The following is a 24,786-nucleotide window of genomic DNA, read 5'->3' on the forward strand; positions in this document are numbered from 1 at the left end:
GGTCGTGCGCCTAAGGTCCCGACCTTTCCACACGTCGGCTATTCGTCACCGTGAGCGTGAGCACGATGGCCGCTTTTTGGGCTCACCTCTTCCATGTGGTAGATACTGAAGGAATGACAGCTTTCGCGTTAGGACGGTTATGGCAAGAATGGCGACAGAGGGGTCGGGTGCCGAAAGGCAGCTATCCCTTGGGCACGGCATGGAACCGGACAGTCTGGAATCGGCCCAATCAACGACGTTCGAGACCTTGATGCTAGGCGAGGGGGAGGCAGGTCCCCCACTCACCCCCCCACCAACCTTGGCAGCAAAAAGATCTCCGCCCCTTCCGGCAGTTCCTTCGACCACGTGTCGCGATAGATCGTCCCGTCGATGGCGACGGCGATGCCGCGGTCGATGTAGGGCTCGAAGCCGGGATACTGCTCAGCCAGCTTCCTGAACAGCTCCCTTATGTCCTTGGCCTCGACCTCGACCTTGTTCTTGCCTCCGGCGATCTGGCCTAGCGATCCCCAGAGCGTTACTTCGACCATCGTACCGAGACCCTTATTGGAGCATGATGTTATCCGAAAACCGCTTCGCACTTTTCGGCATCATGCTCTAGCCTCCCCGTTCCGCCTCGATCGCCGCGAGAATCCGCGGGGGCGACATCGGGATATGCGTCATCCGCACGCCCACGGCGTTCGACACCGCATTGGCGATCGCCGCCAGCGGCGGCACGATCGAGGTCTCGCCGACGCCGCGCACCCCGTAAGGATGGTTGGGATTGGGGATCTCGAGGATCTGCGTGTCGATCATCGGCAGGTCCGAGCAGACCGGGATCCGGTAGTCGAGGAAGCCGGGGTTCTGCAGCCGCCCGTCCTTGCCGTAGATGTACTCCTCATTGAGCGCCCAGCCGATGCCTTGCGCAGCGCCCCCCTGGTACTGCCCCTCGACATAGGTCGGGTGCACCGCCTTGCCGGCATCTTGCACGACTGTGTAGCGCAGGACCCTCGTGGTGCCGGTCTCCGGATCGACCTCGATATCGCAGATATGGGTGGCGAAGGAGACGCCGGCGCCGTCGGCGACGAGCTCGCTGTGGCCGGCGATCGGCCCGCCCGTTTTTCCTGACGCCGCCGCGATCTCCTTCAGCGACAGCGCCGCAAGGTTGCCGTACTTCTCGCCTTTGGCGATGGCGTGGCCCTTTTCCCAGACCACGTCGTCGACGGGAATGTCCCACATCTGCGCGGCGCGTTCCCGCAGGATCTTGATGGTGTTGCGGGCGGCCGAGATCGTCGCCATCGAGGAGGAGAAGGTGCCGCGGCTGCCGTCCGTCATGTCGTTGTAGCCGAGGCTGGATGTGTCAGCCACCACAGCCTTGACCTGCTCATAGGCGATGCCGAGTTCCTCCGCCGCCACCAGCGACAGCGACGCGCGGGAACCACCCACATCGACCGTGCCGACGGCAAGCGAAACCGAGCCGTCCATGCCGATGTTGAGGTCGGTGCAGGTCTGGCCGCCGAAGTTGAACCAGAAGCCGCAAGCCATGCCGCGGCCCTGGTTCTTGCCCAGCGGTGCCTTCATGTGCGGATGGTTCTTCGCCGCTTCCAGCGTCGGGCCGATGCCGATCGGGCCATATACCGGGCCGTAGGAAGATCTGGTGCCTTCCTGTGCGGCGTTTCTGATCCGGAATTCGACCGGGTCCATGCCGATCTCCTTGGCCAGTTCGTCGATCGCACTTTCCACCGCAAACGCCGCCATCGGCGCCGACGGCGCCCGATAGGCGGCGGTCTTCGGCCGGTTGACCAGAACTTCGTAGCCAACCGTCCTGACGTTCTCGAGCCTGTAGCAGGCGAACGCCGTCATGGCGCCGATCTCGGCCCACATGCCGGCATAGGGGCCGCAGGAATAGCGCAGCGTCGCCTCGGCCGCGGTGATCGTGCCGTCCTTGCGGGCGCCGATCTTGACGTCGATCGAGGTGGCGCTGGTTGGGCCGGAGGCGCGGAACACCTCGTCACGCGTCATCACCAGCTTGACCGGTCGGCCGGCCTTGCGCGACAGCGCCAGCGCCACCGGCTCGGCCCAGACATGGGTCTTGCCGCCGAAACCGCCGCCGATCTCCGACGAGGTGACGCGCAGCTTGGAGGCTTCCATGCCAAGCAGTTGGGCGCAGTGCTGGCGGTAGACGAAATGGCCTTGCGTGCAGACCCAAAGGTCGGCGGTGCCGTCGGAGCTGACGCTCGCCACGCAGGCATGCGGCTCGATATAGCCCTGGTGCGTCTGCTCGGTCTTGAAGGAGCGTTCGACGACGAAGTCGGCCTGGCCGAAACCTTCATGGATGTCGCCATGGCCAAACTGCGTGCGCTTGGTGACGTTGGAAGGCTTGACGGGCTTTTCCTCGAGGCCCTCGGTGAAGATGGCGTCGTTAAGTAGGGGTGCCGTGTGCTTCATCGCCTCGTCGACATCGGTCACATGCGGCAGCACCTCATAGTCGACCTCGATCAGCTTCAGCGCCTGCCTCGCCGTGCGGGCGTCGACAGCGGCGACCGCGGCCACGGCATGGCCGTCATAGAGCGCCTTCTTGCGGGCCATGCAATTGTCGAGGATGTCGTACATGGCAGCATCGCCGTCGGTGAGGTCGGGCAGGTCGGCCGCGGTGATCACCGCCTTCACGCCGGCGAGCTTCTCCGCCTTCGATGTGTCGATCTTCCTGATCGTGGCGTGGGGGTGCGGGCTTCTCAGAACACGCCCGACCAATTGGCCGGCCATGTTGAAGTCCGCGCCGTAGCGGGCGCGGCCCGTCACCTTGTCGACGCCGTCGGGGCGGATGGGACGCGTGCCGACGGAGGTGAAACTGCGATTGGAGTAACGCGGATCGAAATTCATCGTCACGCTCCCTTCATCACGCTGGCGGCGTCCTGGACGGCGCGCACGATCTTGTCATAGCCGGTACAGCGGCAGAGGTTCCCAGCGAGGCCGAAGCGGATTTCCTCCTCGGTCGGGTCGGGGTTCTTGGCCAAAAGGTCCTTCGCCGCGATCAGGAAGCCCGGCGTGCAGATGCCGCATTGCAGCGCTGCGTGCTCGAGGAACTTCTGCTGCAGCGGATGCAGCCTGTCGCCATGCGCCATGCCCTCGATGGTCTCGACACGCCGGCCTTCAGCCTCCGCGCCAAGCACCAGGCACGAGCACACCAGCCGGTCGTCGAGGATGATGCTGCAGGCGCCGCAGTCGCCGGTGCCGCAGCCTTCCTTGGCGCCCGTCAGCCCGAGGCGGTCGCGCAGCACGTCGAGCAGCGTCTCGTCCGGTTGGCAAAGGTACTCGACATTGTCGCCGTTGATTGTGGTTGAGACTGCTACACCAGCCATCATTTGCCTCCTGCACGTGCATAGGCGGTCGTGGCGGCCCGCCTGGCCAGCACGCCCGCAACTTTTCTTCTGAACTCGACGGTGCCCCGCTTGTCGTCGATGGGACGGCAGGCCCCGGAGCAGACCTTGGCGAGCCGCTCCAGCGCGGCTTCGTCCAGCTTCCTGCCGATGAGGGCCTCGGTGGCCTCTTCCACCAGCAGCACCGTCGGCGCCACGGCGCCCAGTGCCACGCGGGCCGATTTGACGATACCTTGTTCATCGAGCGTCAGGTTCACCCCGGCGCTGACCACGGCGATGTCCATCTCCGTGCGTGGAATGAAACGCAGATAGGCATCGCCGGAGCGCGGCGCGCGCCTGTCGAGCAGGATCGCCTCGATGATCTCGCCCTTGGCGAGCGACGTCTTGCCCGGCCCGGTCGGCACTGCCTCTACCGCGACGGTGCGCCTGCCTGCTGGCCCGGCTATCAATGCCATGGCGCCGGCGGCTACCAGCGCCGGCACGCTGTCGGCTGCCGGCGAGGCGTTGCAAAGATTGCCGACGATGGTACAGCGTCCCTGCACCTGTTTCGAGCCGATCAGCTTGGCCGCTTCGACGACGCCCGGCCATTCCCCTTTCAAGGCCGCGCTCTCCCCCATCAAGGCGCAGGAGACCGCCGCACCGATGCTGAAGCCCTCCGCCGTTTCCCTGATTTCGCTGAGCCCATCGATTGCCTTGATGTCGAGGATCAGGTCGGGCTCGATAAAGCCGCCTTTCATCCTCACCAGGAGGTCGCTGCCTCCGGCGAGAATGGCGGCCGTGCCAGACGAGCCGGCCAACTGGCCAACGGCGTCTTCCATTGAAAGCGGACGTATGTAGCGCATCGTCTCCCCTTGATCATCGCAATTCTGTCGGCCTGTTATAGAGCCTTGGATCGGAATGGTCATCCGGTTCTGCATCAGCAGCGATTAGGCCAGGCGGCGCAAAACCGAGTCCAAATCTACCCGAACTGGCGTGCGCCCGTGTCGGGATACTCTTGCAGTTCCGTCCGGATCAACCACTTTCTCGTTCCCGATCGACGAGACGAATGGCAACATTCCACCCATATCGACCATCGGCGGTAGCCAGCTGATGGAGTCTGGATCCTAGAGCCGCAGGGCGGCGGGCGTTTGCCGGCGCGTTCTCGACTCAGAGCGCCGGGCTGAACTGGAGCAATTTGAAACAATCGCCGCTTCCAGACTTCAACTGCGTCAGGAAGCGTTTCGACCGATCGATCCATTCCTGGTGCGACCTGGCATCGGCCTCGATCTCGTTGACCGGTCCAAGGTTGACGAAGCTGCGCCCCTTGCTGAAAAGCCAGCACGCACGGCCGAGAAGTCTCCTGCTGCGCTGGCGCAAGAGGTCGGCATCATAAAAGATGTCGAGCACCTCCTGCTTGATCTTTGCCTCCTTTTCAGGATTTGCGATCGCAACCGCGATCGAGTCTCCGCCGATCGCATCCTGCAGGTCCTTGTAGTCGAGGGCAAGCTGAGTGGTGGCATATTTGATCTCGCTCTCATCCCGGACGATGTTGAACCACAGCGCGGGGTCGAGTTCGTTGACGACGAACGATGCTTCGAAATCGCGCGATAGGTTCAGGATCTCGAACGCTTGAACCTCGACGTCGCGCTCTACCAAAAGGATCTCGGCGACCTGCTTGCCGAGTTCCGCCCCGTGGGCGCTGATCGCGGCATTCGTTCCACCGAGTTCGGGGCTGATATAAGGCCCGCCATCATCCAGCAGCGCATCGAATTCGCCAAGGTATTCGACGACGGCGGCGCCGCGAGCAATGCGCGCGGCCAGTTTGGCGAGAACCAGCTGCAGCTCCGTTTCGCGTTTGCGCTGGTCCTGATAATTCTGCTGAAAAAAGAAGATGAACAGAGAAACGCCAATACCGATCAGGATCACCCCGAGCTGGGAAAAGATGTTGCGATAATATTCCAGCAGCTTTTCACGATGGCGTATGTCGTGGCGGACATTGTGTGCCACACGAGCATTGACGATCAGCGAAAGGATCAGAAGCCCGGCACCGACCAGGATGAGGCCGCCGATGAGGAAATAGCCTTGCCCTGAGAAGGTGCTGAAATCCATGCGTTTGCCAGCTCGCTGAAGCCCGAGACCGTGCAGGTTAATACCATTCGGCTTCAACACCTACATGTTCGCAGCGGGCGTCAACATCCGAGCCTTCATTGGTCGCGGTGATTTCTGGCAACGTTGCCACCTCCCGTAAGCCATCTTGCATCGAACCAGCGGTCTGCCGGCCCGTCATACGGCAGCCGGGTGACATCCCAATGGCTGACGAAGCGCGCGTAGGCGTCCCACACCGGTGGACCGCCGCCGATGAAGACGACACGGCCGGCAAAGCGCCGGAGCGTGTCTTCCGGATCCATGCTGGAGCGAACGACGACAAGTTCCCGATCCGGGCGAGCAAAATCCGGAATGCTTGCGATCGTCTTGGGACCGGCGAGCAAGACGTGCCCTCTGGTGAGGTCGAAAAATCGTGCAACGTCAGCGACAAACTCCGGCGACCGGTTGCCTTCCCACGGAAGGCCACCATTGAGGCCGAGCTGCCCCGCTTGGCCGATGGCACAGACAACCCTAACCACAGTCTTCTTCACGAGTACTCCACCGATAGCCGGTCTGATCCCATTAGCGACGTTTGCACGTCATACGGCGCAACCTGTTTTAGTAAGAGGTTGCGTCCGGCAACCGCCTCAACGCTAGTATTTGCCTTCATCTCTCAATCGATCGCGCTGCTCGTTCGCTATTACCCGTGCATCTTCACGTGATTTGAAGGGGCCAAGGGCGCGCCTATCGCGACCCTCGACGTTTACTTTAATATACCAGCGCCCGTCCATTTCCTCGACGTCGATCGTTGTCTGCGCACGCTTCGGCAATGAGATGGCACCACTTCTGTCTGCCCGACGTGAGAAAAGCATTTCGCGGCATTTCGGGCAAATGCGGCATAGCAAGGTTGCAGCGGTGTTCGGGTGTCGAAACGGCCTCCGAAGCGGTTGCCTAATACTTTAGTTGTAATCTCTCGCGTGTTTGATATCGTGACGGCGGGAGGAATTCTGATGGCCGTGGAGTGCACATCCGCGCCCCATATGGGCGTCTTTTCACCCATTGAACTGGATCTCTTGAGGGGTGTGGTTCGGGAAACTTTGCGGTCCGGCGGAGCGGAGCTTGACAACGAGGACGCCCAAATGATCGCGCGCGTGGTCATCGCAACCTACAGGGACGGCGCCTCGTGTCGCGAGGAATTGCTTGAAGCCGCCCGGATTGCCGCTAGGCGCTGCTCTCTTGACCATTTTTACGATCGAGCAGTCGGCTTGTTCGCATAGGCTTTCGGATCTGACGCAATTCAGGGCGGAGTTACTCGTTCCTGCTCCGCTGGCATTCCGCGCACCGGTGCGGAGTCAGGTGCCAGACTTCTGATCAGAGGGCCCGAAGCTCATCCGCCGACCAATCGTCATTGTCTGCTTTCCGGCGCGTAGTGGAGAATGACAACACCTGACTTGAGCGTCCTCGTCTCCAGATGCTTCAGCGATATCCGGTTCGGGCCGCCCTTGAAGAGCGGCGTACCTCTCCCGAGAATGACGGGGTTTATCCCGAGGTGATACTCGTCGATCAGGCCGTGCTCCATCAGGGTCGCCGTGAGGTCGGCGCTGCCGAACACGAAGATGTCTCCGCCGTCCCTGGTCTTCAGCTTGGAGACTTCTTCCGCGACATTGCCGTTGAAGAGCTTCGTATTGTTCCAGTCGGCGCTTTTCAGCGTGCGCGAGAAGACCACCTTCTCGATCTTGTTCATGAAGTCCGCGATCCAGCCTTGCTCGGACGGCCAATAGGCTGCCATGAGCTCGTAGGTCACGCGGCCGAAGATCAGCGTGTCGGCCTTTTCCTGGGTCTCACGAATGTAGTTCTCGAGTTCTTCTTCGAAGACGAACCAGCTGATGTCCCTGTCCGGACCTTCGAAGAAGCCGTCGACGGTCACCATGTCCCATATGATCAGTTTTCTCATAGAACCCGCCTCTTCGTGTATCCCTTTGTGAATTCTCGGCCTATCCCGTGAAGCGGAAGCGCATGTTGGTGATCCGCCCCGGTTCCGGGACCTCGGTCTTCTCCAGCCTGACCGGCTCCATGCCGTTCTGGCTGAAGAGGCGGATGCCGTCGCCGATGAGAACGGGCGCGACATAGATGAGGACCTCGTCCACAACCCCTAATTCGAGCCGACGGGAAGTCGCGGCATTTCAGCGGGATGCGACGAAGCGTTCCAGTTTGCCCAGAGTTTGCAATCCCAGTTCCACGGCACCGAAGCCCTTCGCCTCCTGGAACTCGGCAGCCGTGCTGAATACCATGCCCAGCGTCACCTTTGTTGCCCCGTCCTGATCCTCGAACGAGGCCCACGCGTCGGCATGTTTCGGCCCGTTCTCGCCCCAATGCAGCGTATAGCCGATCCTCTCCTCGGGCCGGACCTCGTTATAGAGATGGTGGTTCGGGAAGACCGTGCCATCAGGCGCGATCATGTCGAAAACCCATTCGCCGCCCGTTCGCAAGTCGATCCTCTTCGTTCGACAGGAGAAGCCTTCCGGCCCCCACCATTGCGGCAGCGTTTCAGGGTTCATCCACGCGCCCCACACGATGGATCGCGGCGCCTGGATTACCCGCTGCAGCACCATGGTTCGTTCGGCCGCGCCCGCGAGGTTGTCCAGGCCGGCACCAAAGCCTGCCCGGTAGCCTGCTTCCATGTCCTGCGCCAGCGATGAAAGTTGCACCGTCACGACCAGCCGGCTGCGCTCGTGCGTGCCTGAAAGATTTGCTGTCACCAGCGCTGCTGATTGCGTCACGCCTTCGCACGAGATCACCTCATAGTTCACGCTGCACACCGCTGGCTGCAGCGCAAGCCAGCCATTCTCGCACCGGACGTCAGGCTGGTCCTCTACCTTGCAGAGCGAGATCTCGCGTCCACCCACCCTAGTGTCGGCCTCCAAGAACTCGACGGTAACCGAGGCTGATGGCGCAGCCCAGATCGCCCGCGCGACCGGGGCGGTCCATGCCTCCCACAGTACGGCCAATGGCGCAGCTACGTCCCGTTCGAAGGTGAGTGTCGCAAAGCGGCTTTTCCTATCATCAGGCACCGCACGGGTCGCGCTGTTCGAAGCGAGGTTCTGTGTCATTCTGCGCGCTCCTTCATCACATTCATCACAAATGCGTCCAACCGGTCGAGCCGAGCCTCCCAGATGGCGCGCTGTTCATCGAGCCATGTCCGCACCGGGTCCAGGGCCTCGGGCACGATGGCGCAGGTGCGTATCCGCCCGTCCTTGGAGGTGGAGATCAACCCTGCCTTCTCCAGCACGGAAAGGTGCCGCATCACCGTGGGCAGACGCAGTCCCGTGGGACCAGCCAGATCCGTCACCTGCGCAGGAGTTTCGGCAAGCCGGGTCAGGATCGACCGGCGGGTCGGATCAGCGAGCGCGTGGAAGAGCAGCGATAGATCAAGATCATGCTTAGCCATGTCGCTAACTATCGCCCAATTTGCCGGTGGCGCAAGCGAAAACTTCGTCAAGTTGCTAAGTTTTTTCCGTCCAACGCGCCGAGTTCCTGGAGCAGGCGGCTTCCGTTGCCGAGTCCGCTGAGAAGTTGCTCGCAACGATGCGAGTGCACCCCAATGCCGGCAATCGAAGACAAATTCCTGAAGCCGCCGTTCCGCTTCACACCAATTTCGGTCAATCCTGATTTATGGGTTCACGTCCTTATTCCATTCCGCTTCAACACCTAGATGCTCGTAGGAAGCGCCAGCATCGGAAATGACCCAACGCGAACTTCATCTCGCGGCGTGGACCGGGAGCGCACTGCCGAACCCTGGCGTGCGTTGCAGTTGAAGGCACTAGCGGGAAAATCCAGTTCTCCCGCACGCCAGGAACCAGCGTTTGGCAATGGCTTGGTCGCCAATCCAAATCGTTGATCGAAATCCGGCGGAACCAGATCGCTTTCGGATCCTCCACGCCAGTTGAGAGAGCATGGAGGTTCGACTGCAGCCCAGCCTTCACCCGCCACCCTTCGCCGACCTGCCCGCCCCAAACCTCAACCCGTCCATCAGCAGCGATACCAGCCGGCGCGAGCGGTCGCGCCAGTCCTTGGTGTCGGGCGCTGAATAGATGCCGCCCAGCGCGTGCAGAACGTCCGATGCGTCGACGTCGCTGCGGATCGAGCCGTCGGCCACCGCCGCTTCGATCAGCCGCCGCAAGGCAAGTGTCACCCTGCCCGAAACGTCGGAGAACAATGTGGAGTTCGTCGTGAGCAGGATGCGCAGGCTTGTCGCCAGTCCGCGCTTGGTGGCGATGTAGTCGACGAAGCGCTGCATCCATTGTTCGAGCGCGACGTCCGGCGAATGGTGAAGGGCGAGCTCGTCGGCGGCCTGGCACAGGCCTTCCACTTCGCGCCGGTAGACCACCTCGACCAGATGCTCGCGCGTCGGAAAGTGCCGGTAGAGCGTGCCGATGCCGACGCCGGCCTGGCGCGCGATCTCCTCCAGCGAGGCATCAACGCCATGTGCGGCAAAGGCCACTGCTGCGACCTCGACCAGCATGTCGCGGTTGCGCTGCGCATCGGCGCGCAGCGGTTTTGCCGCTGTCGCGTCAGGCTTGTCTTTGGCGGTTGCAGGCGGCTGCGAAGCCAATTTTTTCTCCACTGCGAATACGGGGCTTGTACTCGATCGGTTCAGCCCCCACGTAATAAACGGAGGCGCCTCCGTTTTAGTGGAGCGCCTCTATCATATAATCGGGGGGCCGGTATGTCACGTGTTGAGAGCTTGCAAGTCGGAGAGAGCGGGATCTCCCCCTTGTGGGGGAGATGTCGCCAAAGGCGACAGAGGGGGTCGGTTCGACCGGACGCGGCCTCCTCCCTTGCGACAGTGCAGGTTGGCGCTTTACGCGAGGCGACCCCCTCTGGCCTGCCGGCCATCTCCCCCTCAAGGGGGGAGATTAGCCCCTCACCATCCCTTGGTGCTCTTGCCGCACCGCGTCAGCAACTGGAGCCAGACGCCCCATGACAAGCAAAACCCGAATTCCCATCCACCTTCAAATCAACGGACATCGCCATGAACTGGAGGTCGAGCCGCGCGTCACGCTGCTCGACGCCTTGCGCGACCATCTCGGCCTGACTGGGACCAAGAAGGGCTGCGACCAGGGCCAATGCGGCGCCTGCACAGTGCATGTCGACGGCCAGCGCGTGCTGGCGTGCCTGACGCTCGCTGCCCAGGCCGAGGGCAGGGCGGTCAGCACCATCGAAGGGCTTGCCGAGGGCGACGGCACGCTGCACGCGGTGCAGGCCGCCTTTCTCGAACAGGACGCCTTCCAGTGCGGTTACTGCACGCCGGGCCAGATCATGTCGGCGGTCGCCTGCATCAGCGAAGGCCATGCCGGTTCGGATGACGAGATCCGCGAATATATGGCCGGCAATCTCTGCCGCTGCGGCGCCTATCCGCACATCGTCGCCGCCGTGCGCCAGGCGGCACTGGAGGTTGCGTCATCCATGGAGACCGTGTCATGAGGGATTTTTCGTATCTGCGCGCCAATTCCGTCGATGCGGCACGCCAGGCGGCGGCGCTGCCCGGCGCCATGCTGCTGGCCGGCGGCACGACGCTCGTCGATCTCGCCAAATGCGGCGTCGCCGAACCCGACACCGTGGTCGACATCACTCATCTCAAGGGACTGGATAGGATCACGGTCGACGACCGGGGCGCCATGATCGGCGCGCTGGCAAAGATGAGCAGCGTCGCCGACCATGCCGCCATCAAGAGCCGGTTCCCCGCCGTTTCGGAAGCGCTGTGGCAGGCGGCCTCGGCGCAGCTCCGCAACATGGCGACCATCGGCGGCAATCTGATGCAGCGCACGCGCTGTTCGTATTTCCGCGACCCGGCGAATTTTCCCGCCTGTAACAAGCGCACGCCCGGCAGCGGCTGCTCGGCGATCGGCGGCGTCACCCGTGGCCATGCCGTGCTCGGCACCAGCGAGGCCTGCATCGCTACCTATCCGGGCGATCTGGCGACGGCGCTGGTCGCCTTCGACGCAACAGTCCACCTCGGCGACCGCCAGGTCGCGGTCGACGACTTTTTTCTGCTGCCGGGCGCCACGCCCGACAGGGAGCATGCGATCGCGCCAAGTGAGGTGATCACCGCGATCAGCATTCCTGCTTCCGCTGCCGCCCAGCGCTCGACCTATCTGAAAATCCGCGACCGGCAATCCTACGAATTCGCTGCCGCAAGTGCCGCCGTCGGCATCGAGTTCGAGGCCGACGGAAGGACGATCAAGGATTTGCGCGTGGCGCTCGGCGGCGTTGCCACCAAGCCATGGCGCGCACGCGCCGTCGAAGAGGCGCTGAAAGGCAAGGTTCTGGAGACTGACACGGTCCGGCGCGTCAGCCCGCTCGCCATCGTAGGCGCTGTCGACCATGGCGCCAACCATTACAAGATCGAACTGGCGCCGCGCGTCGTCGCCCGCGCCATCCTCAAAGTGGGAGAAACGGCATGACCGTTCACGAGTTGAGAACAAGACATGATGGTTCGAAGAGGGGCGACGCATCGGACGGCGCCGTCCTCGCGGACCAGGTTGGCGGGCGGCTGTCGCGCGTCGATGGCCCGGCCAAGATCACCGGGGCTGCAAAATACGCGGTCGAGCAGCAGCTTGACGGACTCACCCACGCCGTTCTCGTCGAGAGCACGATTGCAGCCGGCAAGGTGCGTTCGATCGACACGGCTGCGGCCGAGGCAGCGCCGGGCGTGGTTCTGGTGCTGACGCCCGACAATGCGTTGCGCCTCAACACCGCAACGGACTGGCTGGGCACGCCGCCGCCGAACGTTCCCTATTGTCCGCTGGCGCGCAACATCACCTTCAGCGGTCAGCACGTCGCGGCGGTGGTGGCCGAGAGTTTCGAGCAGGCCGTCGCGGCCGCAGCGCTGGTCAAGGTCGCCTATGACGAGACGCCGGCGATCGTCGACCTTAGCGATGCGAAGGCCGGCGACGGCATTCCGATCGACGCGATGACGAAGGAGTGGGGCGATGCGCAGGCGGCTTTCGCCGCCGCCCCGGTGCGGATCTGCGCCGCCTACAACACGCCGCGCGAATACCAGGCGCCGATGGAACCGCATGGGCTGATCGCGCGCTGGCAGGGCGACCGGCTGACGGTGTGGGAGCCCAGCCAATGGCTCGACGGCATGGCGCGGACCTATGCCGAATGGTTCGGCGTGCCGTTCGAGAATGTGCGCCTGGTCTCGCCCTATATCGGCGGCGGCTTCGGCTCCAAGGCGTTCGCTTACGGCTATGGCGCGGTGGCGGCGATGGCCGCGAAAATGCTGGGACGGCCGGTGAAGCTCGCGGTCACCAGGCCGCAGACCTTCACCGCCTATGGCGGACGGGCGGCGACACGTCAGACGGTGGCGCTCGGCGCCGACGCCGAGGGAAAGATCCAGTCGATCGTCCATCGCGGCGTCAACGAGACCTCAGTCGACGGCATGTGGGTCGAGCCGCTCGGTTCGGTCACCTCGATCATGTATGCGACGCCGAACTTCTCGTCGCGGCAGAATGTCGTGCGGGTCAACACCGTGGTGCCGGGCGCTTTGCGCGCGCCGGGCGAGAACCCGAGCGCCTTCGGCATCGAAAGCGCGATCGACGAACTCGCCTATGAAGTCGGCATCGATCCGCTGGAAATCCGGCTCAGGAACTATGCCGAGCAGGATCCGGAGGCGAAAAAGCCGTGGTCGACACGGCAGCTGCGCGAGGCCTACGCTGCCGGTGCCGAGGCCTTCGGCTGGTCGAGGCGCTCGCCAGAGCCACGCTCGATGCGCGACGGCAACCAGCTGATCGGCTGGGGGGTCGCCGCCGGCACCTATCCGGTGCGGCGCGCCTATGGCGAGGCGATGGTGCGCATTCTCGCCGACGGCTCGGTCGAGGTCGAAAGCTCGAGCATCGACATGGGGCAGGGCACCTATACGATCCTGGCGCAGACCGCCGCCGAAGTGGTGGGCGTGCCGGCTGAGAACGTCGTGGTGAAGCTGGGTGACTCCCGCTACGCCCGCGCCGGGGTCACCGGCGGGTCGCGGCTGGCCGCTGTGATGACCGGCGCCGTGCACAAGGCGGCGGCTGCCGCGCTCGACCAGCTGGTCGGGCTGGCGATCAGCGATCCAAATTCGCCGTTCCATTCGCTGCAGGCGAACACGCTGGTCGTCGCTGAGGGCCGCATAAAGTCGCCGCGCGGCGAGGGACCTGATGTCTCCATCGCCGAGCTGCTCGCCAGCGTCGGACGCGAGCAGATTGAGGCGATTGGCGACACCATGCCGGCCAACTCGACGGCGGAGGATCGCTACAAGAACTACACGACCATCGCGACGGCGCTGTCGCACACCGAGGGCGACTATTCCCGCCACAGCTGGTGCGCGCATTTCGTCGAGGTGCGCGTCGACCAGGACTTCGGCACGGTTCGCGTGTCGCGCGTGGTGTCGGCGCTGGATTCGGGCCGGCTCTACAATCCCAAGCTCGCCGAAAGCCAGTGGAAGGGCGGCATCATCATGGGCATCGGCCAGGCGCTGCTGGAGGAAGGCATCGTCGACCGCCGCCACGGCCGCATCGTCAACAACAATCTGGCCGACTATCTGATCGCGACCAATGCCGACATTCCCGACATCGAGGTGATCTCGGTCGGCATCCCCGACCCGCATTCTTCGGTGCTCGGCGGCAAGGGCGTTGGCGAGCTGGGCATCGTCGGCGTGGCGCCGGCGATCGCCAATGCGGTGTTTCACGCTACCGGCAAAAGAGTGCGGGATTTGCCGATCACGCTGGAGAAGCTGATTTAGGGGCGAGACGGCGAAACTGCGGATCTCCCCCTTGTGGGATTTTGCGGGGAATGTCTGGCGGGAGGCCTGTCCCTCTCAAGACCTGGGTTCCTCGCCCACCGCGAAGCGGGGGAGAGGTGGCCGCGATGCGGCCGGAGAGGGGGCTTTCGTAAAGCGCGGTTCCCCTCTCCGTCTCGGCTTCGCCGAGCCACCTCTCCCCACTTTCGTGGGGCGAGGAACCCAAGCTGGAATGAAGCCGCGATCTTTCCCATCTCCTCTGTCCTGCCGATCTCCCCCGCAAGGGGAGATCGGCGGTCATCTCGACTTTCGCCAATCATCAACGTGCTCGATTCGGCAGATCAGAACTTGTAGCTAAGGCCAACCCGGATATCGTGCGTTTGGAGATCGACGTCCGCAATCGTATTAACACCATCTGCCAGCGAGAGATCCTTGCTGCCGAAGTCGGAGTAGCGATATTCGACCCGAGCGAGCCACTTGTCGGTGAAGGCGTGCTCAACGCCGGCTCCAACCGTCCAGCCAATATGGGTTTCGTCGTGGATCAGTATGTTGCCTTGGGGGGTGCCGGTGATCAAAGTCGCTTCATACTTGGCCGCGGCCACGCCTGCAGTGATGTAAGGCAAAGTCCGATCGAAGGTATAGCCAGCCCGCAGCCGCGCCGAACCTGACCACTTGATCTCGCTCTTAACCAAACCGCTGGAGAAGGCCGTCAGTCCATCTACGTCATTGTACACAATGTCGGCCTCGGCACCGAGCACGAAGCGGCTCGCCATTTCCTGATTGAAGCCGATGTGGATGCCGCCGATAAACCCGTCGGGATCCAGGGAGCTGGTAATGCCGGGGTTGGCGACGAAAAGATCGGAGGTTCCGGCTGCGTAGCCGACGTGAACGCCCGCATAAAGGCCGGACCAGCTGTAGGCGGCGTCAACAGGCAAAACCTCATTGATATCAGCCGCCGATGCCATACCGACAGGCGCGAGAATGAAGGCTGTAGCGAGAAGAATCGTTTTCATTGTTTGTATGCTGCCCCAAAAAGGTGTTGCGTTCCCCGCTGCGGAATTGCTCCGCGGAGATCCAGGTGGTGTCGAGACTCCGGTGTTGCATTGTCCGCCGGCCGCGTCTTGGGCAGGACCGCACCCGAATTGTCCCGGAACGCACCGCAGCACTTTCCCGGTCAGTGTGGCTGTTCGGCCTCAGTCGACCCGGGCGTCACCCGGCAAAGGGTGCGCAATCTGCGGATCTCGCTCGAGAAGCTGATTTAGGGGCGCGAGAGGCTTGAACTGCCTGGGCGGCGTTGGCAGTTGGCGAAAGCCAAGACGACGGCCGATCTCCCCCACTTGGGGGGAGATCGGCCGTCATCGACATTTTCGCCAATCTCCGACGTTGCATGAAGGGCACGACCATGAAGTTGCCGGACTCTCCGCTTGCCGGAGATCGCCAGCTTTAGCCGGGTTCACCATTATGATCCGGCAGGCGCGAGGGGCGTGCCTATGTCCGAAACGAGTTTAACGAGATCCGCTTGGCGCCTCGTGCCGGTTTTGGCGAAGATGCGGTTGAGGTGGGTCTTCAAAGTGTTTTCACCGATACCGAGGGACAACGCGGTCTTGGACGCAGTCAATCCGCTACCGATCCGCAGGAGGACGCGCGCCTCTGCGGGAGTAAGGTCGAACAGCGTGGTGAGAACGGCCTCCGGGAGTGGGGAAGAGGACGTCGTGGTCGACACGAAGACGGCCGCGCATGCGGGCCGAAAAACCGCGCGCGCGGTTCCTTCGGTCAACGGCAAAACATACGCGACGGCGGGCGGTTGACCAGGGCCTGAAACAGGCAGGCCTATGCCGCGGCAGCCAAGTGAAGCATCCGCGCCCGCGGCACTGGCGATGGCTTCCAGCAGAGCGCGGGCTGCTACCGGGTTCTGCGCCTGGAGCAGGCCTTTCCTGGAAAGGATAGGACCTTGCACGGAAAACATCTGATCGGCAGCCGCATTCGCATGGAGGATTGCTCCGTTGGAGCCAGTAAGAACGATAGGCACAGCCAGGTAGTCGAGCGCCTCGCGATAGAGACTGGCGGTAACGCGGGCCTGATCGAGCAGATCTCCAATCAGGGAAGCGCGACGCAGATGCGGCGATAGCAATGCCAGGAAACGCTGATCTTCAACTGATATAGTCCCCCTGCTGGCCCGCGTGGTGCAGCCCATGAGCCCGATCCGGTCCGCCGTATGAACGAATTTGGTGATGCAAGCCTCGCGCAATCCCTGCGGTTTGGCCCAATTCTGAAAAAATGGCGTTTGCTGGAGTTCGGCTTCACTCATGTGCGACAGCGTCGCAACGGGCGTGTCAATGTCGCCAACGACTGCTGCCTTCAGTCCAGGAATCCCATCAAAGTCATAGTCCTCCTGCAGCGCGCGCATTTGCACGGGATCCCAGGGCGATTGAGCGGTGAAGCGGCCATGATTGTCGGCGGTGCTGGCAAGCGCGATGGTGGTGTAGGCCGCGTCGATGGCCTTTGTGATCCGGATCATTACATCAGCCCAGCCTTCCGAATTCAAAACGCAATCGTAGATATCACCGATGATCGAACTAAGTGCTTCGCTGCTCAGCCTCTCCACCACGCCTCCAATCCTTACATGCCCCCGATCTCGCATCGAAGGATTTCGCGGCGTCATACTTTTCGGTGACGCCCGCGTGGTTGAGCTCGATTAAGGGTTCAATTCGATCAGTTGAAAGCCGAGCGATTTGTCGCTGCTTATTCCTGGAATGGGAAGCATCGCGTTCGATATTTTATGAAATTGTGGATATTTATCGGGGTGCCGGATTGTCGCAAAAGACGGTGTTCTCATCGGCTCAATTGCCCTCGCATCTTAGCGAACGCGAGCGATTTTCCCTCTGGCAAGATATCCATGTCGCGGAGATATGGTCGGTCGAATACGGCATATCCGAAAATCTGCCTTTCGAGGCCACGATCGAAGCCGCGGCCATCGGACCCGTGGTTCTTGGCCAGATGTCCGGAACTATCAAGCATGCGACGAGGAAGGTGAGCAATATCGCCGATGACAACAATGACGGCTACCTTCTGCTGATCAACAAGGCCGACACCATACTGGCCGGAGCCCAGGTCGGCCGTGACTATGACGTCGGCCAGGGAGAAGCGGCCCTGGTCACAGCGGCAGAGCCTCTGGAAATAATCGGCAGCGACAAGAACGTATGGATGAACGTGGTGATCCCGCGCGCCATCCTCGCGGATGCCTTCCCGCGCATCGATGACAGGTTGGGGTTGAAGATCGGCGCCGAAAATGAAGCTCTCAATCTCCTCAAGCGTTACTGCCGGTTTCTTGAAGACGGCAGTCCACTCGTCGCGCCGGAACTGATAACCCACGCTACGGAAACGATCGTCGATCTGATCGGCCTGGCGACCGGAGCAAAAGGCGAGGCGGCTGAATTGGCCGGCTTGCGCGGTCTGCGAGCAGCCAGGGTGCAGGCTATTTTGGCGAAGATCGCGGACAATTTTGCCGACCCACCCTGTCATCTCGGCGCAACGCGTGGCGGAAGAACTCGGCCTGTCGGCCCGCTATGTCCATGATCTTCTTCAGGAAACCGGTTATCAGGTTTGCCGAGCACGTGCTCGAACTGCGCTTGCAGAGAGCACACAAGATGCTCTCACAGCGACACAACGACGGCATGCGGGTCAGCGAAATTGCCCTGATATGTGGATTCAGCGACATATCGTATTTCAATCGCTGCTTTCGTCGGCGCTTCGGCTATACGCCAAAGAGCGCCAGGTGAAAGCTGGACGCCGGCCCGTCGGTGAACTCACTTCTCCTCGCCGGGCGGCTTGATGAAATGACCGAGCAGGTCCATCGGCACCGGAAACACGACCGTCGACGAGCGCTCACCGGCGATGTCATGGAGAGCCTCGAAATAGCGCAGCTGCATGGCCTGCGGTGTCTCGGACAGCATCTTGCCGGCCTCGACGAGTTTTGCCGCCGCCTGCTGTTCGCCGTCGGCATTGATCACTTTGGCACGCCGCAGCCGTTCGGCCTCGGCTTGCTTGGCGATGGCGCGGACCATGTTCTCGTTGAGGTCGACATGCTTGATCTCGACGTCGGAGACCTTGATGCCCCAGGCATCGGTCCGCTGGTCGAGAATCTCCTGGATATCGCTGTTGAGCTTGTCGCGTTCGGCCAGCATTTCGTCGAGCTCATGCTTGCCGAGCACCGAGCGCAAAGTGGTCTGTGCCAGCTGGTTGGTGGCGGTCATGAAGTCCTCGACCTGGATCACCGCCCGCTCGGCGTCGACGATACGAAAATACAGCACCGCGTTGACCTTCACCGAAACGTTGTCGCGCGAGATCACGTCCTGCGGCGGCACGTCCTGGACCACCACCCGCAGGTCGACCTTCACCATCTGCTGCACGAACGGGATCAGGATGATCAGGCCGGGGCCCTTGACCCCGGTGAAGCGGCCGAGCGTGAAGACCACGCCGCGCTGATATTCCCTCAGGATGCGAATGGCCGCGGACAGGAACATGACCACGACGAGCGCTGCTACCAGATAGGCCACATAACCGATGATCACTGCCTTGCTCCATCGCTTCTCACATTGCGACGCCGTATCGTCAGCACGAGACCGCTGACGTCAGCCACCTCGACGCTGTCGCCCACTGCAACGGGTTCGTCGGCCTTCGCCCGCCAGCGCTCGCCCCGGGCCAGCACGTGGCCCTCGCTGCCCTCCCAGTCGAGGACCTTGGCCGGCAGCCCTTGCATGGCCTGTGCGCCAACGCGCGGAACGTTCTTGCGGGCCGCCCACAGATAGCTGCCGGTCAGCAGCGCCAGACCGAGCGTCAGGACGGCAGCCGTGCCGATGACGGCCCACGACATCTCGAAGCCGGGCCCCTCGATCCTGAGCAGCATGGCAGCGCCCAGCAGAAACGCCGCCACGCCTCCCAGCCCAAGCACCACTGTGGGATTAAAGACCTCGACGACGAGGAAGATGATGCCAAGCAGCATCAAGGCAAGGCCGGCATAGCTGATCGGCAGGAGATTGAGCGCATAGAGCCCGAGCAGCAGGCAGATCGTGCCGATCACGCCTGGCGCGACCGCGCCCGGGCTGGTGAACTCGAAGACGAGGCCATAAACGCCGATCAGCATCAGGATGACGGCGATGTTCGGGTCGGTGATGACGGCGAGAAGCCGGATGAGCCAGCCGGGCTCCAGCGTTTCAACCGGCAGCCCTTTGGTCGCCAACACCTCTTTCCTGCCGGCTATTTCCACCGTCCGCCCGTCAGCCAGCTGAAGCAGTTCGGTCGTGTCGCGGGCGACGAAGTCGACGACACGCTCCTGCAGCGCCGCGTTGGCCGACAGGCTGGCCGCCTCGCGCACCGCCTTTTCACCCCAATCGGCATTGCGCCCACGCAGTTCAGCCAGGCTGCGGATCAGGGCAACCGCGTCGTTCGTCGCCTTGGCGATCATCGCATCGCCCGCCGGTGGGCTCTTCGGGTCCTTGCCGGCTTCTGGGCCATTGTTCTTGTCGTCGCCGCCAGGAAAGGATGGCAGCGGCCCGCCCATCTCGATTGGCGTTGCCGCGCCCAGATTGGTGCCGGGCGCCATCGCCGCCACATGGGTTGCGTAGAGGATGTAGGTTCCGGCGCTCGCCGCATGCCCGCCGGCGGGCGCGACATAGCCGATGACGGGAACCGGCGAGGCGAGGATGTCGGCGATGATCTCACGCATGCTGGTGACCAACCCGCCGGGCGTGTCCATCTGCAGGATGAAAACCTCGGCGTTCCGCTCTGCGGCCACCGCCAGCGCTTCCTCGAACTGCATGGCGCTCGCCGGACCGATGGCGCCGTCTATCTCGATGCGCAGTGCAGTCCTCTCCTGGCCGCTCGCCTCTTCGGTTGCGGAAGAAACCAACACAGCGGCTACAAAAGCCGCGGCAAGCAGGGCCACACGCGCGAGTTTCACGCTCAAAGCTCCCTATCAGGGATATGGGCCCGATTTTGCCAAAATCCATGCTGCGGCGCGCGCAGCGGCGCAATGGCGATTGGCGATCTCGCCCGCAAGGGGGAGATGCCCGGCAGGGCAGAGGGGGTGCTGTCGCTCGAACTCTCAAGACCTGGGTTCCTCGCCCACCGCGAAGCGGGGGAGAGGTGGCCGCGAAGCGGCCGGAGAGGGGGCTTCGTAGAGCGCGGTTCCCCCTCTCCGTCTCGGCTTCGCCGAGCCACCTCTCCCCCACTTTCGTGGGGGCGAGGAACCCAAGCTGGATGAGGCCGCGATCCTTCGCCCCCCTTGTCCTGCCGACATCTCGCCCGCAAGGGGAGATCGGCAGCTCCAATCCTGTGCCTAACCCCATTGGCATGAAACGGGTGGTTTGCGTGCGCTGCTTCACCCATCTGATTGCAGAAGCCGATGAAGCCAGAGGAGGCAAAGCCATGACCATTCATTCGATAGGTTCGAAAGCAGCGGTCCGATCGGCGGAAGCGCGGGTCGCCGGATATGATTGGCAGGCACTGGCCGAGGAGATGAGCGGCTACGGCTGCGCCGTGATGGAAAAGCTGCTGACACCGCAGGAGTGCCGAGAGATCGCCGGGCTCTATCCCGACGAAAGCCATTTCCGCAGCCATGTTCACATGGCGCGGCACGGCTTCGGCAAGGGCGAGTACCGCTATTTCCGCTACCCCTTGCCCGAGCTGATCGGCGGCTTGCGCACCGCGCTCTATCCGCGCCTTGCAGCGGTCGCCAACGAGTGGAACGAGCGCATGGGCATCGCCCAGCGCTACCCGGACGAACACGCCGCGTTCCTTAAGCAATGCCACGAGCAGGGCCAGACGCGGCCGACGCCGCTTCTGCTGCAATACGTTGCCGGCGACTTCAACTGCCTGCATCAGGATCTCTACGGCGATGTTGCCTTCCCGCTGCAGGTGGCGATCCTGCTGTCCGAACCCGGCGAGGACTTCACCGGCGGCGAGTTCGTGCTGACCGAACAGCGCCCGCGCATGCAGAGCCGCGCCGAGGTGGTGCCGCTACGCCAGGGCGATGCCGTCGCCTTCGCGGTCCACAATCGTCCGGTCCAGGGCAGCAAAGGCAGCTACCGCGTCAATCTCAGGCACGGCGTCAGCCGGCTTCGCTCCGGCCTGCGCCACACCGTCGGCATTATCTTCCACGACGCGAAGTAAAGGTGTTGTAGACTTCCTTCTCCCTTCTCCCCTTGTTGTGGGAGAGGGTGGATTGGCGCGCAGCGCCAAGACGGTTGAGGGGTGTTGGACGGAGCGCCGTCGTTGCCAAGCTGGAACACCCCTCATCCGTCGCCTTCGGCGACACCTTCTCCCACAAGGGAGAAGGGTGAGCCGCGCGAGGCGCAACGTTGGGTTCCAGTCCATCGGATCCCCAATTCTTCATAGGAGTCCGAGCGACCGGCGGGACAAGCGATCGCAGCAAATCCAAAATAAAAAAGTTTTACCCACAAAGATCTCTGTCATCCAATCGTTAACCAAGGTTCATACGATGAGCGATGTTGTTTCCCTGCCGGCGTTCGTTCGCCGGGCGGATGACTGTTGATATCTGCCAAGACTGAAAAGTACTATTTTTTTGCGCAGTATAGTCGGGGGTCGCCATGATGTTTGCAGCAAGCTTTGCGTTATTACGGCGCAAATGGGCGAAAATAACGGGATCACGTGGCGCCATCACGCTCGCTGTTGCCTTGATGATCGGGGCCGCTGCACAGGCCGAGCCCATTCGCGGCGCCGGATCGACACTGGCTGCCCCGATCATCGGCAAATGGGCAACGGCCTACGAGAACGCCCGCGCGGATGGCGGCGACTATATCTCGCCCGACTGGAAGGTTGACTATGAAATCGTCGGCTCGCTCGCCGGCGTCCTGCGTCTCGATCAGCCGGACATGGACTTTGCCGCGACGGATGCGCCGATCAACGCCGCCGAACTCAAGAAGGCCGGCCGCCAGCAGTTTCCGATCGTGATAGGCGCCATCGCCGTGGTCGTCAATCTCGACGGCATCGGCCCGGGAAGCCTTCGCCTGACGGGGCCGCTTCTGGCCGACATCTATCTGGGCAAGATCCAGTCATGGTCCGATCCCGCTATCAAGGCGGTGAATCCGGGTCTGGCGCTGCCCGATCTCAGGATCAGCGTCCTTCACCGCAAGGATGGCTCCGGCTCGACCTTTGTCTTCACGGAGTATCTGTCGGCGGTCAGCGACGAGTGGAAGACCAAATACGGCGCCAATACGCTGATCTCGTGGCCGCTCGGCGCCGATGCCGAAGGCACACAGGACCTCATTCGAGCCGTGCATGACACTCAGGGCGCGATCGCCTATGCCGAATCCGGCCAGGCCCAGCGCGCAAGCCTTTCCTACGCGCTGATCGAGAACAAATCCGGCAAGTTCGTCAAGCCGGAGCCGGCGGGCGTGCAGGCTGCCGCGACATCCATCGACTGGGCGCAAACGACCGATTTCTTCGCTTCGCTGACCGATCGAGACGGCGATGCCGCCTATCCGATCAGCACCGCGGTGTTCGCGATCGTTCAGGTCTCGGGCCGTTCGGAACATCACTATCGCCGCGTGCACGACCTTTTCCGGCTCGCCTTCACACAAGGTGCGGGCGATGCCGCAGGGCTCGGCTATGTGCCTCTGCCGGAGACGCTCGTCGACCAGATCGAACAGTACTGGGCAAGGCAGGAGCCCGTCGGAAACTGAGCGACAGAGCCAGGCTGCCTCGCGCAGCACCTGAACTGAACGTCATATCGCGCCGTGGTAACGGCTTGTTGGGGACTGCGTGACATGGACATCGATATCTTCAAGGACATCCTCGTGCCGGTGATCGGCGGGTTGGGCATCTTCATGCTCGGCCTCGATTTCATGGCAAACGGCATTCAGGCGCTTTCGGTCAACCGGATGCGCGCCTTTCTCGCCAAAGCCGCCGGAACGCCGATCAAGGGCGTGCTGGCAGGAACGCTGATCACCGGCGTCATCCAGTCGTCGACCGCGATGAGCGTCATGGTCGTCGGCCTGGTCAATGCCGGCGTCATCGCCTTGAGACCGGCAATCAGCGTGATCATGGGCGCCAATATCGGCACCACGCTCGGCAACGGGCTCATCGCCCTGCCGCTCGGTCCGCTCGGATTGATCCTGGCCGGCGTGTTCTCGCTGGTCTATTGCTTCTCCAAAAGCGAAAAGGTCAAGAACATAGCGCTCGCCGGCATGGGCTTCGCGCTGATCTTCTATGGCCTCAACCTGATGACCGGCGGCCTGCGTCCGCTACGCAACCTGCCCGAAGTCATGGCCTTGCTGCAAACCCTCACGGCCGACTCCTATCTCAACCTTCTCAAATGCGTGTTCATCGCCGCCGGCGTGACCGCCATGATCCATTCGTCCTCGGCGACGATCGGCATTGTGATGGGTCTTGGCGCCGCTGGCATTCTCGACTGGACCACCGCCGTCGCCTTTTCGCTCGGCGCCGATCTCGGCACCACGATCACCTCGTGGATGGCTTCGCTCAATCTTTCGAAGAACGCCAAGCGGACCGCTTACGCGCACATCTCGTTTAACATCATCGGCGTGTGCATCACCATCCCGCTGTTCTTCGTCTCCATGCAGGTCCTGGAATGGGCCATGCAGTTCTTCGGTGGCGATCCCGCCGTTCCGGTGATCGTCGACGGCAAGGAGACCTTTCCCCTGGTGCCGGTGGCGGTCGGCCTTTACTCGACCTTCTTCAACATCTTCAATACATTGTTGCTGTTCCCGTTCATCGGTGTGTTCGAGCGGGTTCTGTCGCGTGTCGGTCACACGGATGCCGACGACACGGAGGATTTCTCGACGCCGAGATTCCTCGACCGCAAGCTGGCGGGCGATTTTGCCAAGGCCGTTCCCGCCGTTCAGCAGGAGACGGCTCGCCACCTCCAGGCCGGCGCCATGTTCCTCGACATCGCACGCTCGTCCAAGAAGGCGCCGTCGGATCCGGGCGAGCACTATCTCGCAACCGACATCCTCAGCCGCGATATCCGTGCTTACACCGCCGAGCTGATGAAGGAGGATCTGCCTTACGACCAGCTTGATCTGATCGCCAGCCTGATCGAGGAAGCCGACTTCACGGCTGCCCTGACGGAATCGATGCATCAGGTGGCGCGCCGCGTCAGGCGTGAGAAGTTCAGCAGCCCGGCGCAGGCCATCGTCGACGTCGCGTTGAGCAAGCTCGATGCTTCGCTGCGGGAGATCTTGCCGACTTACGGCATCTCCGACCCGAATCTGCCGGCCGGCCATATCGATCTCCCGGAGGTCGAGGAACTGCGCGCCCGCACGCTGGCGCTCGGACCGAATGCCGGCGCCGCTGAACGCGGCACGATCCTGGCCCTGCTCGGTTCCATCGAACGCGCCGAAATCCTGATCCAACGCATCGATGCCGAGCGCAAATCGGTCAACCGGCAGAGCGTGCTCGCTCGTGCCTCGGCACGCAGGGAGGCCAAGCCGCACTCGATGGGCGATATCGGCCTCAGCCCGGTTCCGGCCGAGTAACGGTCAAGGCCTGGCGACAGGGCCGCCCCTTTCCCTTCTCCCACAAGAAGGGGAGAAGGGAGAGCGATGC

Annotated in this window: 22 protein-coding genes and 1 pseudogene; 8 read left to right on the plus strand and 15 right to left on the minus strand. The window is 62.7% G+C overall.

Annotated elements, in window-relative coordinates:
- Nucleotides 1-281 precede the first annotated feature (281 nt).
- The 11 genes and pseudogenes from ACWTU8_RS03585 to ACWTU8_RS03635 all read right to left on the minus strand — a co-directional run bounded on the left by ACWTU8_RS03585 (nucleotide 282) and on the right by ACWTU8_RS03635 (nucleotide 10,032).
- A complete protein-coding gene (locus ACWTU8_RS03585; protein WP_455847059.1) occupies nucleotides 282-527 on the minus strand; it encodes a MoaD/ThiS family protein in 246 nt (81 codons plus the stop codon).
- Nucleotides 528-594: 67 nt separating this feature from the next.
- Nucleotides 595-2,859: a xanthine dehydrogenase family protein molybdopterin-binding subunit gene (locus ACWTU8_RS03590; protein ID WP_455847060.1), complete on the minus strand. Its 2,265-nt coding sequence runs from the start codon at nucleotides 2,857-2,859 to the stop codon at nucleotides 595-597.
- A 2-nt stretch (nucleotides 2,860-2,861) separates the two neighbouring features.
- Nucleotides 2,862-3,338 carry a (2Fe-2S)-binding protein gene (locus ACWTU8_RS03595; protein ID WP_095521021.1) on the minus strand — a complete coding sequence of 159 codons (477 nt, stop codon included), beginning with the start codon at nucleotides 3,336-3,338 and terminating at the stop codon, nucleotides 2,862-2,864.
- Nucleotides 3,338-4,198, minus strand: coding sequence for an FAD binding domain-containing protein (locus ACWTU8_RS03600; protein WP_455847061.1), 861 nt, complete (start codon nucleotides 4,196-4,198; stop codon nucleotides 3,338-3,340). The genes ACWTU8_RS03595 and ACWTU8_RS03600 overlap by 1 nt, the downstream gene beginning before the upstream one ends.
- 304 nt (nucleotides 4,199-4,502) lie before the next feature.
- Nucleotides 4,503-5,444 (minus strand): hypothetical protein, encoded by a 942-nt coding sequence (locus tag ACWTU8_RS03605; RefSeq protein WP_455847062.1) that lies wholly within the window; start codon nucleotides 5,442-5,444, stop codon nucleotides 4,503-4,505.
- Nucleotides 5,445-5,539: 95 nt separating this feature from the next.
- On the minus strand, nucleotides 5,540-5,971 hold the full coding sequence (locus tag ACWTU8_RS03610) for a dihydrofolate reductase (protein ID WP_455847063.1): 432 nt from the start codon (nucleotides 5,969-5,971) through the stop codon (nucleotides 5,540-5,542).
- Nucleotides 5,972-6,825: 854 nt separating this feature from the next.
- On the minus strand, nucleotides 6,826-7,374 hold the full coding sequence (locus ACWTU8_RS03615) for a dihydrofolate reductase family protein (protein WP_455847064.1): 549 nt from the start codon (nucleotides 7,372-7,374) through the stop codon (nucleotides 6,826-6,828).
- A 40-nt stretch (nucleotides 7,375-7,414) separates the two neighbouring features.
- Nucleotides 7,415-7,570, minus strand: a pseudogene (locus ACWTU8_RS03620) (dihydrofolate reductase family protein); the annotation flags it as partial.
- Between the two features lie 33 nt (nucleotides 7,571-7,603).
- Entirely contained in the window at nucleotides 7,604-8,530 is a 927-nt protein-coding gene (locus tag ACWTU8_RS03625) for an SRPBCC family protein (protein WP_455847065.1), read from the minus strand.
- Nucleotides 8,527-8,868, minus strand: a complete 342-nt coding sequence (locus tag ACWTU8_RS03630; RefSeq protein WP_455847066.1) for an ArsR/SmtB family transcription factor — start codon at nucleotides 8,866-8,868, stop codon at nucleotides 8,527-8,529. The genes ACWTU8_RS03625 and ACWTU8_RS03630 overlap by 4 nt, the downstream gene beginning before the upstream one ends.
- Nucleotides 8,869-9,399: 531 nt before the next feature.
- On the minus strand, nucleotides 9,400-10,032 hold the full coding sequence (locus ACWTU8_RS03635; protein ID WP_455847067.1) for a TetR/AcrR family transcriptional regulator: 633 nt from the start codon (nucleotides 10,030-10,032) through the stop codon (nucleotides 9,400-9,402).
- Between the two features lie 368 nt (nucleotides 10,033-10,400).
- On the opposite strand from ACWTU8_RS03635, the gene ACWTU8_RS03640 reads away from it, so the two are divergent.
- From ACWTU8_RS03640 to ACWTU8_RS03650, 3 genes are read left to right on the plus strand one after another with little or no spacing between them, the layout of a single operon-like run.
- Complete coding sequence (locus tag ACWTU8_RS03640) at nucleotides 10,401-10,904, plus strand: (2Fe-2S)-binding protein (RefSeq protein ID WP_455847068.1); 504 nt, start codon at nucleotides 10,401-10,403, stop codon at nucleotides 10,902-10,904.
- Nucleotides 10,901-11,884 carry an FAD binding domain-containing protein gene (locus tag ACWTU8_RS03645; RefSeq protein WP_455847069.1) on the plus strand — a complete coding sequence of 328 codons (984 nt, stop codon included), beginning with the start codon at nucleotides 10,901-10,903 and terminating at the stop codon, nucleotides 11,882-11,884. The genes ACWTU8_RS03640 and ACWTU8_RS03645 overlap by 4 nt, the downstream gene beginning before the upstream one ends.
- Nucleotides 11,881-14,202: a xanthine dehydrogenase family protein molybdopterin-binding subunit gene (locus ACWTU8_RS03650; protein WP_455847070.1), complete on the plus strand. Its 2,322-nt coding sequence runs from the start codon at nucleotides 11,881-11,883 to the stop codon at nucleotides 14,200-14,202. The genes ACWTU8_RS03645 and ACWTU8_RS03650 overlap by 4 nt, the downstream gene beginning before the upstream one ends.
- A gap of 338 nt (nucleotides 14,203-14,540) precedes the next feature.
- Here the strand turns inward: ACWTU8_RS03650 and ACWTU8_RS03655 are convergent, their stop codons facing one another.
- Together ACWTU8_RS03655 and ACWTU8_RS03660 are read right to left on the minus strand one after the other, a co-directional pair.
- Nucleotides 14,541-15,212, minus strand: coding sequence for an outer membrane protein (locus ACWTU8_RS03655; RefSeq protein ID WP_455847071.1), 672 nt, complete (start codon nucleotides 15,210-15,212; stop codon nucleotides 14,541-14,543).
- Between the two features lie 446 nt (nucleotides 15,213-15,658).
- Entirely contained in the window at nucleotides 15,659-16,807 is a 1,149-nt protein-coding gene (locus ACWTU8_RS03660) for a LuxR C-terminal-related transcriptional regulator (RefSeq protein ID WP_455847072.1), read from the minus strand.
- Nucleotides 16,808-16,884: 77 nt separating this feature from the next.
- Here ACWTU8_RS03660 and ACWTU8_RS03665 point away from each other — a divergent pair, with 77 nt between their 5' ends.
- Both ACWTU8_RS03665 and ACWTU8_RS03670 read left to right on the plus strand, forming a co-directional pair.
- Entirely contained in the window at nucleotides 16,885-17,775 is an 891-nt protein-coding gene (locus ACWTU8_RS03665; protein ID WP_455847073.1) for an AraC family transcriptional regulator, read from the plus strand.
- A 71-nt stretch (nucleotides 17,776-17,846) separates the two neighbouring features.
- Nucleotides 17,847-17,978 (plus strand): AraC family transcriptional regulator, encoded by a 132-nt coding sequence (locus ACWTU8_RS03670; RefSeq protein WP_455848376.1) that lies wholly within the window; start codon nucleotides 17,847-17,849, stop codon nucleotides 17,976-17,978.
- Nucleotides 17,979-18,005: 27 nt separating this feature from the next.
- Here ACWTU8_RS03670 and ACWTU8_RS03675 read toward each other — a convergent pair whose 3' ends face one another.
- Nucleotides 18,006-18,770: a slipin family protein gene (locus tag ACWTU8_RS03675; RefSeq protein WP_029351147.1), complete on the minus strand. Its 765-nt coding sequence runs from the start codon at nucleotides 18,768-18,770 to the stop codon at nucleotides 18,006-18,008.
- Nucleotides 18,767-20,158, minus strand: coding sequence for an NfeD family protein (locus ACWTU8_RS03680; protein WP_455847074.1), 1,392 nt, complete (start codon nucleotides 20,156-20,158; stop codon nucleotides 18,767-18,769). The genes ACWTU8_RS03675 and ACWTU8_RS03680 overlap by 4 nt, the downstream gene beginning before the upstream one ends.
- A gap of 467 nt (nucleotides 20,159-20,625) precedes the next feature.
- Here ACWTU8_RS03680 and ACWTU8_RS03685 point away from each other — a divergent pair, with 467 nt between their 5' ends.
- From ACWTU8_RS03685 to ACWTU8_RS03695, 3 genes are all read left to right on the plus strand, one after another.
- Entirely contained in the window at nucleotides 20,626-21,369 is a 744-nt protein-coding gene (locus ACWTU8_RS03685; RefSeq protein WP_455847075.1) for a 2OG-Fe(II) oxygenase, read from the plus strand.
- 437 nt (nucleotides 21,370-21,806) lie between these two features.
- Nucleotides 21,807-22,901, plus strand: coding sequence for a phosphate ABC transporter substrate-binding protein PstS (gene pstS, locus ACWTU8_RS03690; RefSeq protein ID WP_455847076.1), 1,095 nt, complete (start codon nucleotides 21,807-21,809; stop codon nucleotides 22,899-22,901).
- Nucleotides 22,902-22,985: 84 nt separating this feature from the next.
- On the plus strand, nucleotides 22,986-24,716 hold the full coding sequence (locus ACWTU8_RS03695) for a Na/Pi cotransporter family protein (RefSeq protein WP_455847077.1): 1,731 nt from the start codon (nucleotides 22,986-22,988) through the stop codon (nucleotides 24,714-24,716).
- Nucleotides 24,717-24,786: the final 70 nt, after the last annotated feature.

The organism is Mesorhizobium sp. BHbdii (assembly GCF_053848045.1).

Excerpts from the sequence above, each read along its gene's own strand:
- ACWTU8_RS03630 (WP_455847066.1), bottom strand. The coding sequence starts at position 8,868 with ATGGCTAAGCATGATCTTGATCTATCGCTGCTCTTCCACGCGCTCGCT.
- ACWTU8_RS03685 (WP_455847075.1), top strand. The coding sequence starts at position 20,626 with ATGACCATTCATTCGATAGGTTCGAAAGCAGCGGTCCGATCGGCGGAA.
- ACWTU8_RS03615 (WP_455847064.1), bottom strand. The coding sequence starts at position 7,374 with ATGAGAAAACTGATCATATGGGACATGGTGACCGTCGACGGCTTCTTC.
- ACWTU8_RS03695 (WP_455847077.1), top strand. The coding sequence starts at position 22,986 with ATGGACATCGATATCTTCAAGGACATCCTCGTGCCGGTGATCGGCGGG.
- ACWTU8_RS03585 (WP_455847059.1), bottom strand. The coding sequence starts at position 527 with ATGGTCGAAGTAACGCTCTGGGGATCGCTAGGCCAGATCGCCGGAGGC.
- ACWTU8_RS03670 (WP_455848376.1), top strand. The coding sequence starts at position 17,847 with ATGCTCTCACAGCGACACAACGACGGCATGCGGGTCAGCGAAATTGCC.
- ACWTU8_RS03590 (WP_455847060.1), bottom strand. The coding sequence starts at position 2,859 with ATGAATTTCGATCCGCGTTACTCCAATCGCAGTTTCACCTCCGTCGGC.
- ACWTU8_RS03625 (WP_455847065.1), bottom strand. The coding sequence starts at position 8,530 with ATGACACAGAACCTCGCTTCGAACAGCGCGACCCGTGCGGTGCCTGAT.
- ACWTU8_RS03605 (WP_455847062.1), bottom strand. The coding sequence starts at position 5,444 with ATGGATTTCAGCACCTTCTCAGGGCAAGGCTATTTCCTCATCGGCGGC.
- ACWTU8_RS03645 (WP_455847069.1), top strand. The coding sequence starts at position 10,901 with ATGAGGGATTTTTCGTATCTGCGCGCCAATTCCGTCGATGCGGCACGC.
- pstS (WP_455847076.1), top strand. The coding sequence starts at position 21,807 with ATGATGTTTGCAGCAAGCTTTGCGTTATTACGGCGCAAATGGGCGAAA.
- ACWTU8_RS03655 (WP_455847071.1), bottom strand. The coding sequence starts at position 15,212 with ATGAAAACGATTCTTCTCGCTACAGCCTTCATTCTCGCGCCTGTCGGT.
- ACWTU8_RS03600 (WP_455847061.1), bottom strand. The coding sequence starts at position 4,198 with ATGCGCTACATACGTCCGCTTTCAATGGAAGACGCCGTTGGCCAGTTG.
- ACWTU8_RS03640 (WP_455847068.1), top strand. The coding sequence starts at position 10,401 with ATGACAAGCAAAACCCGAATTCCCATCCACCTTCAAATCAACGGACAT.
- ACWTU8_RS03650 (WP_455847070.1), top strand. The coding sequence starts at position 11,881 with ATGACCGTTCACGAGTTGAGAACAAGACATGATGGTTCGAAGAGGGGC.
- ACWTU8_RS03595 (WP_095521021.1), bottom strand. The coding sequence starts at position 3,338 with ATGGCTGGTGTAGCAGTCTCAACCACAATCAACGGCGACAATGTCGAG.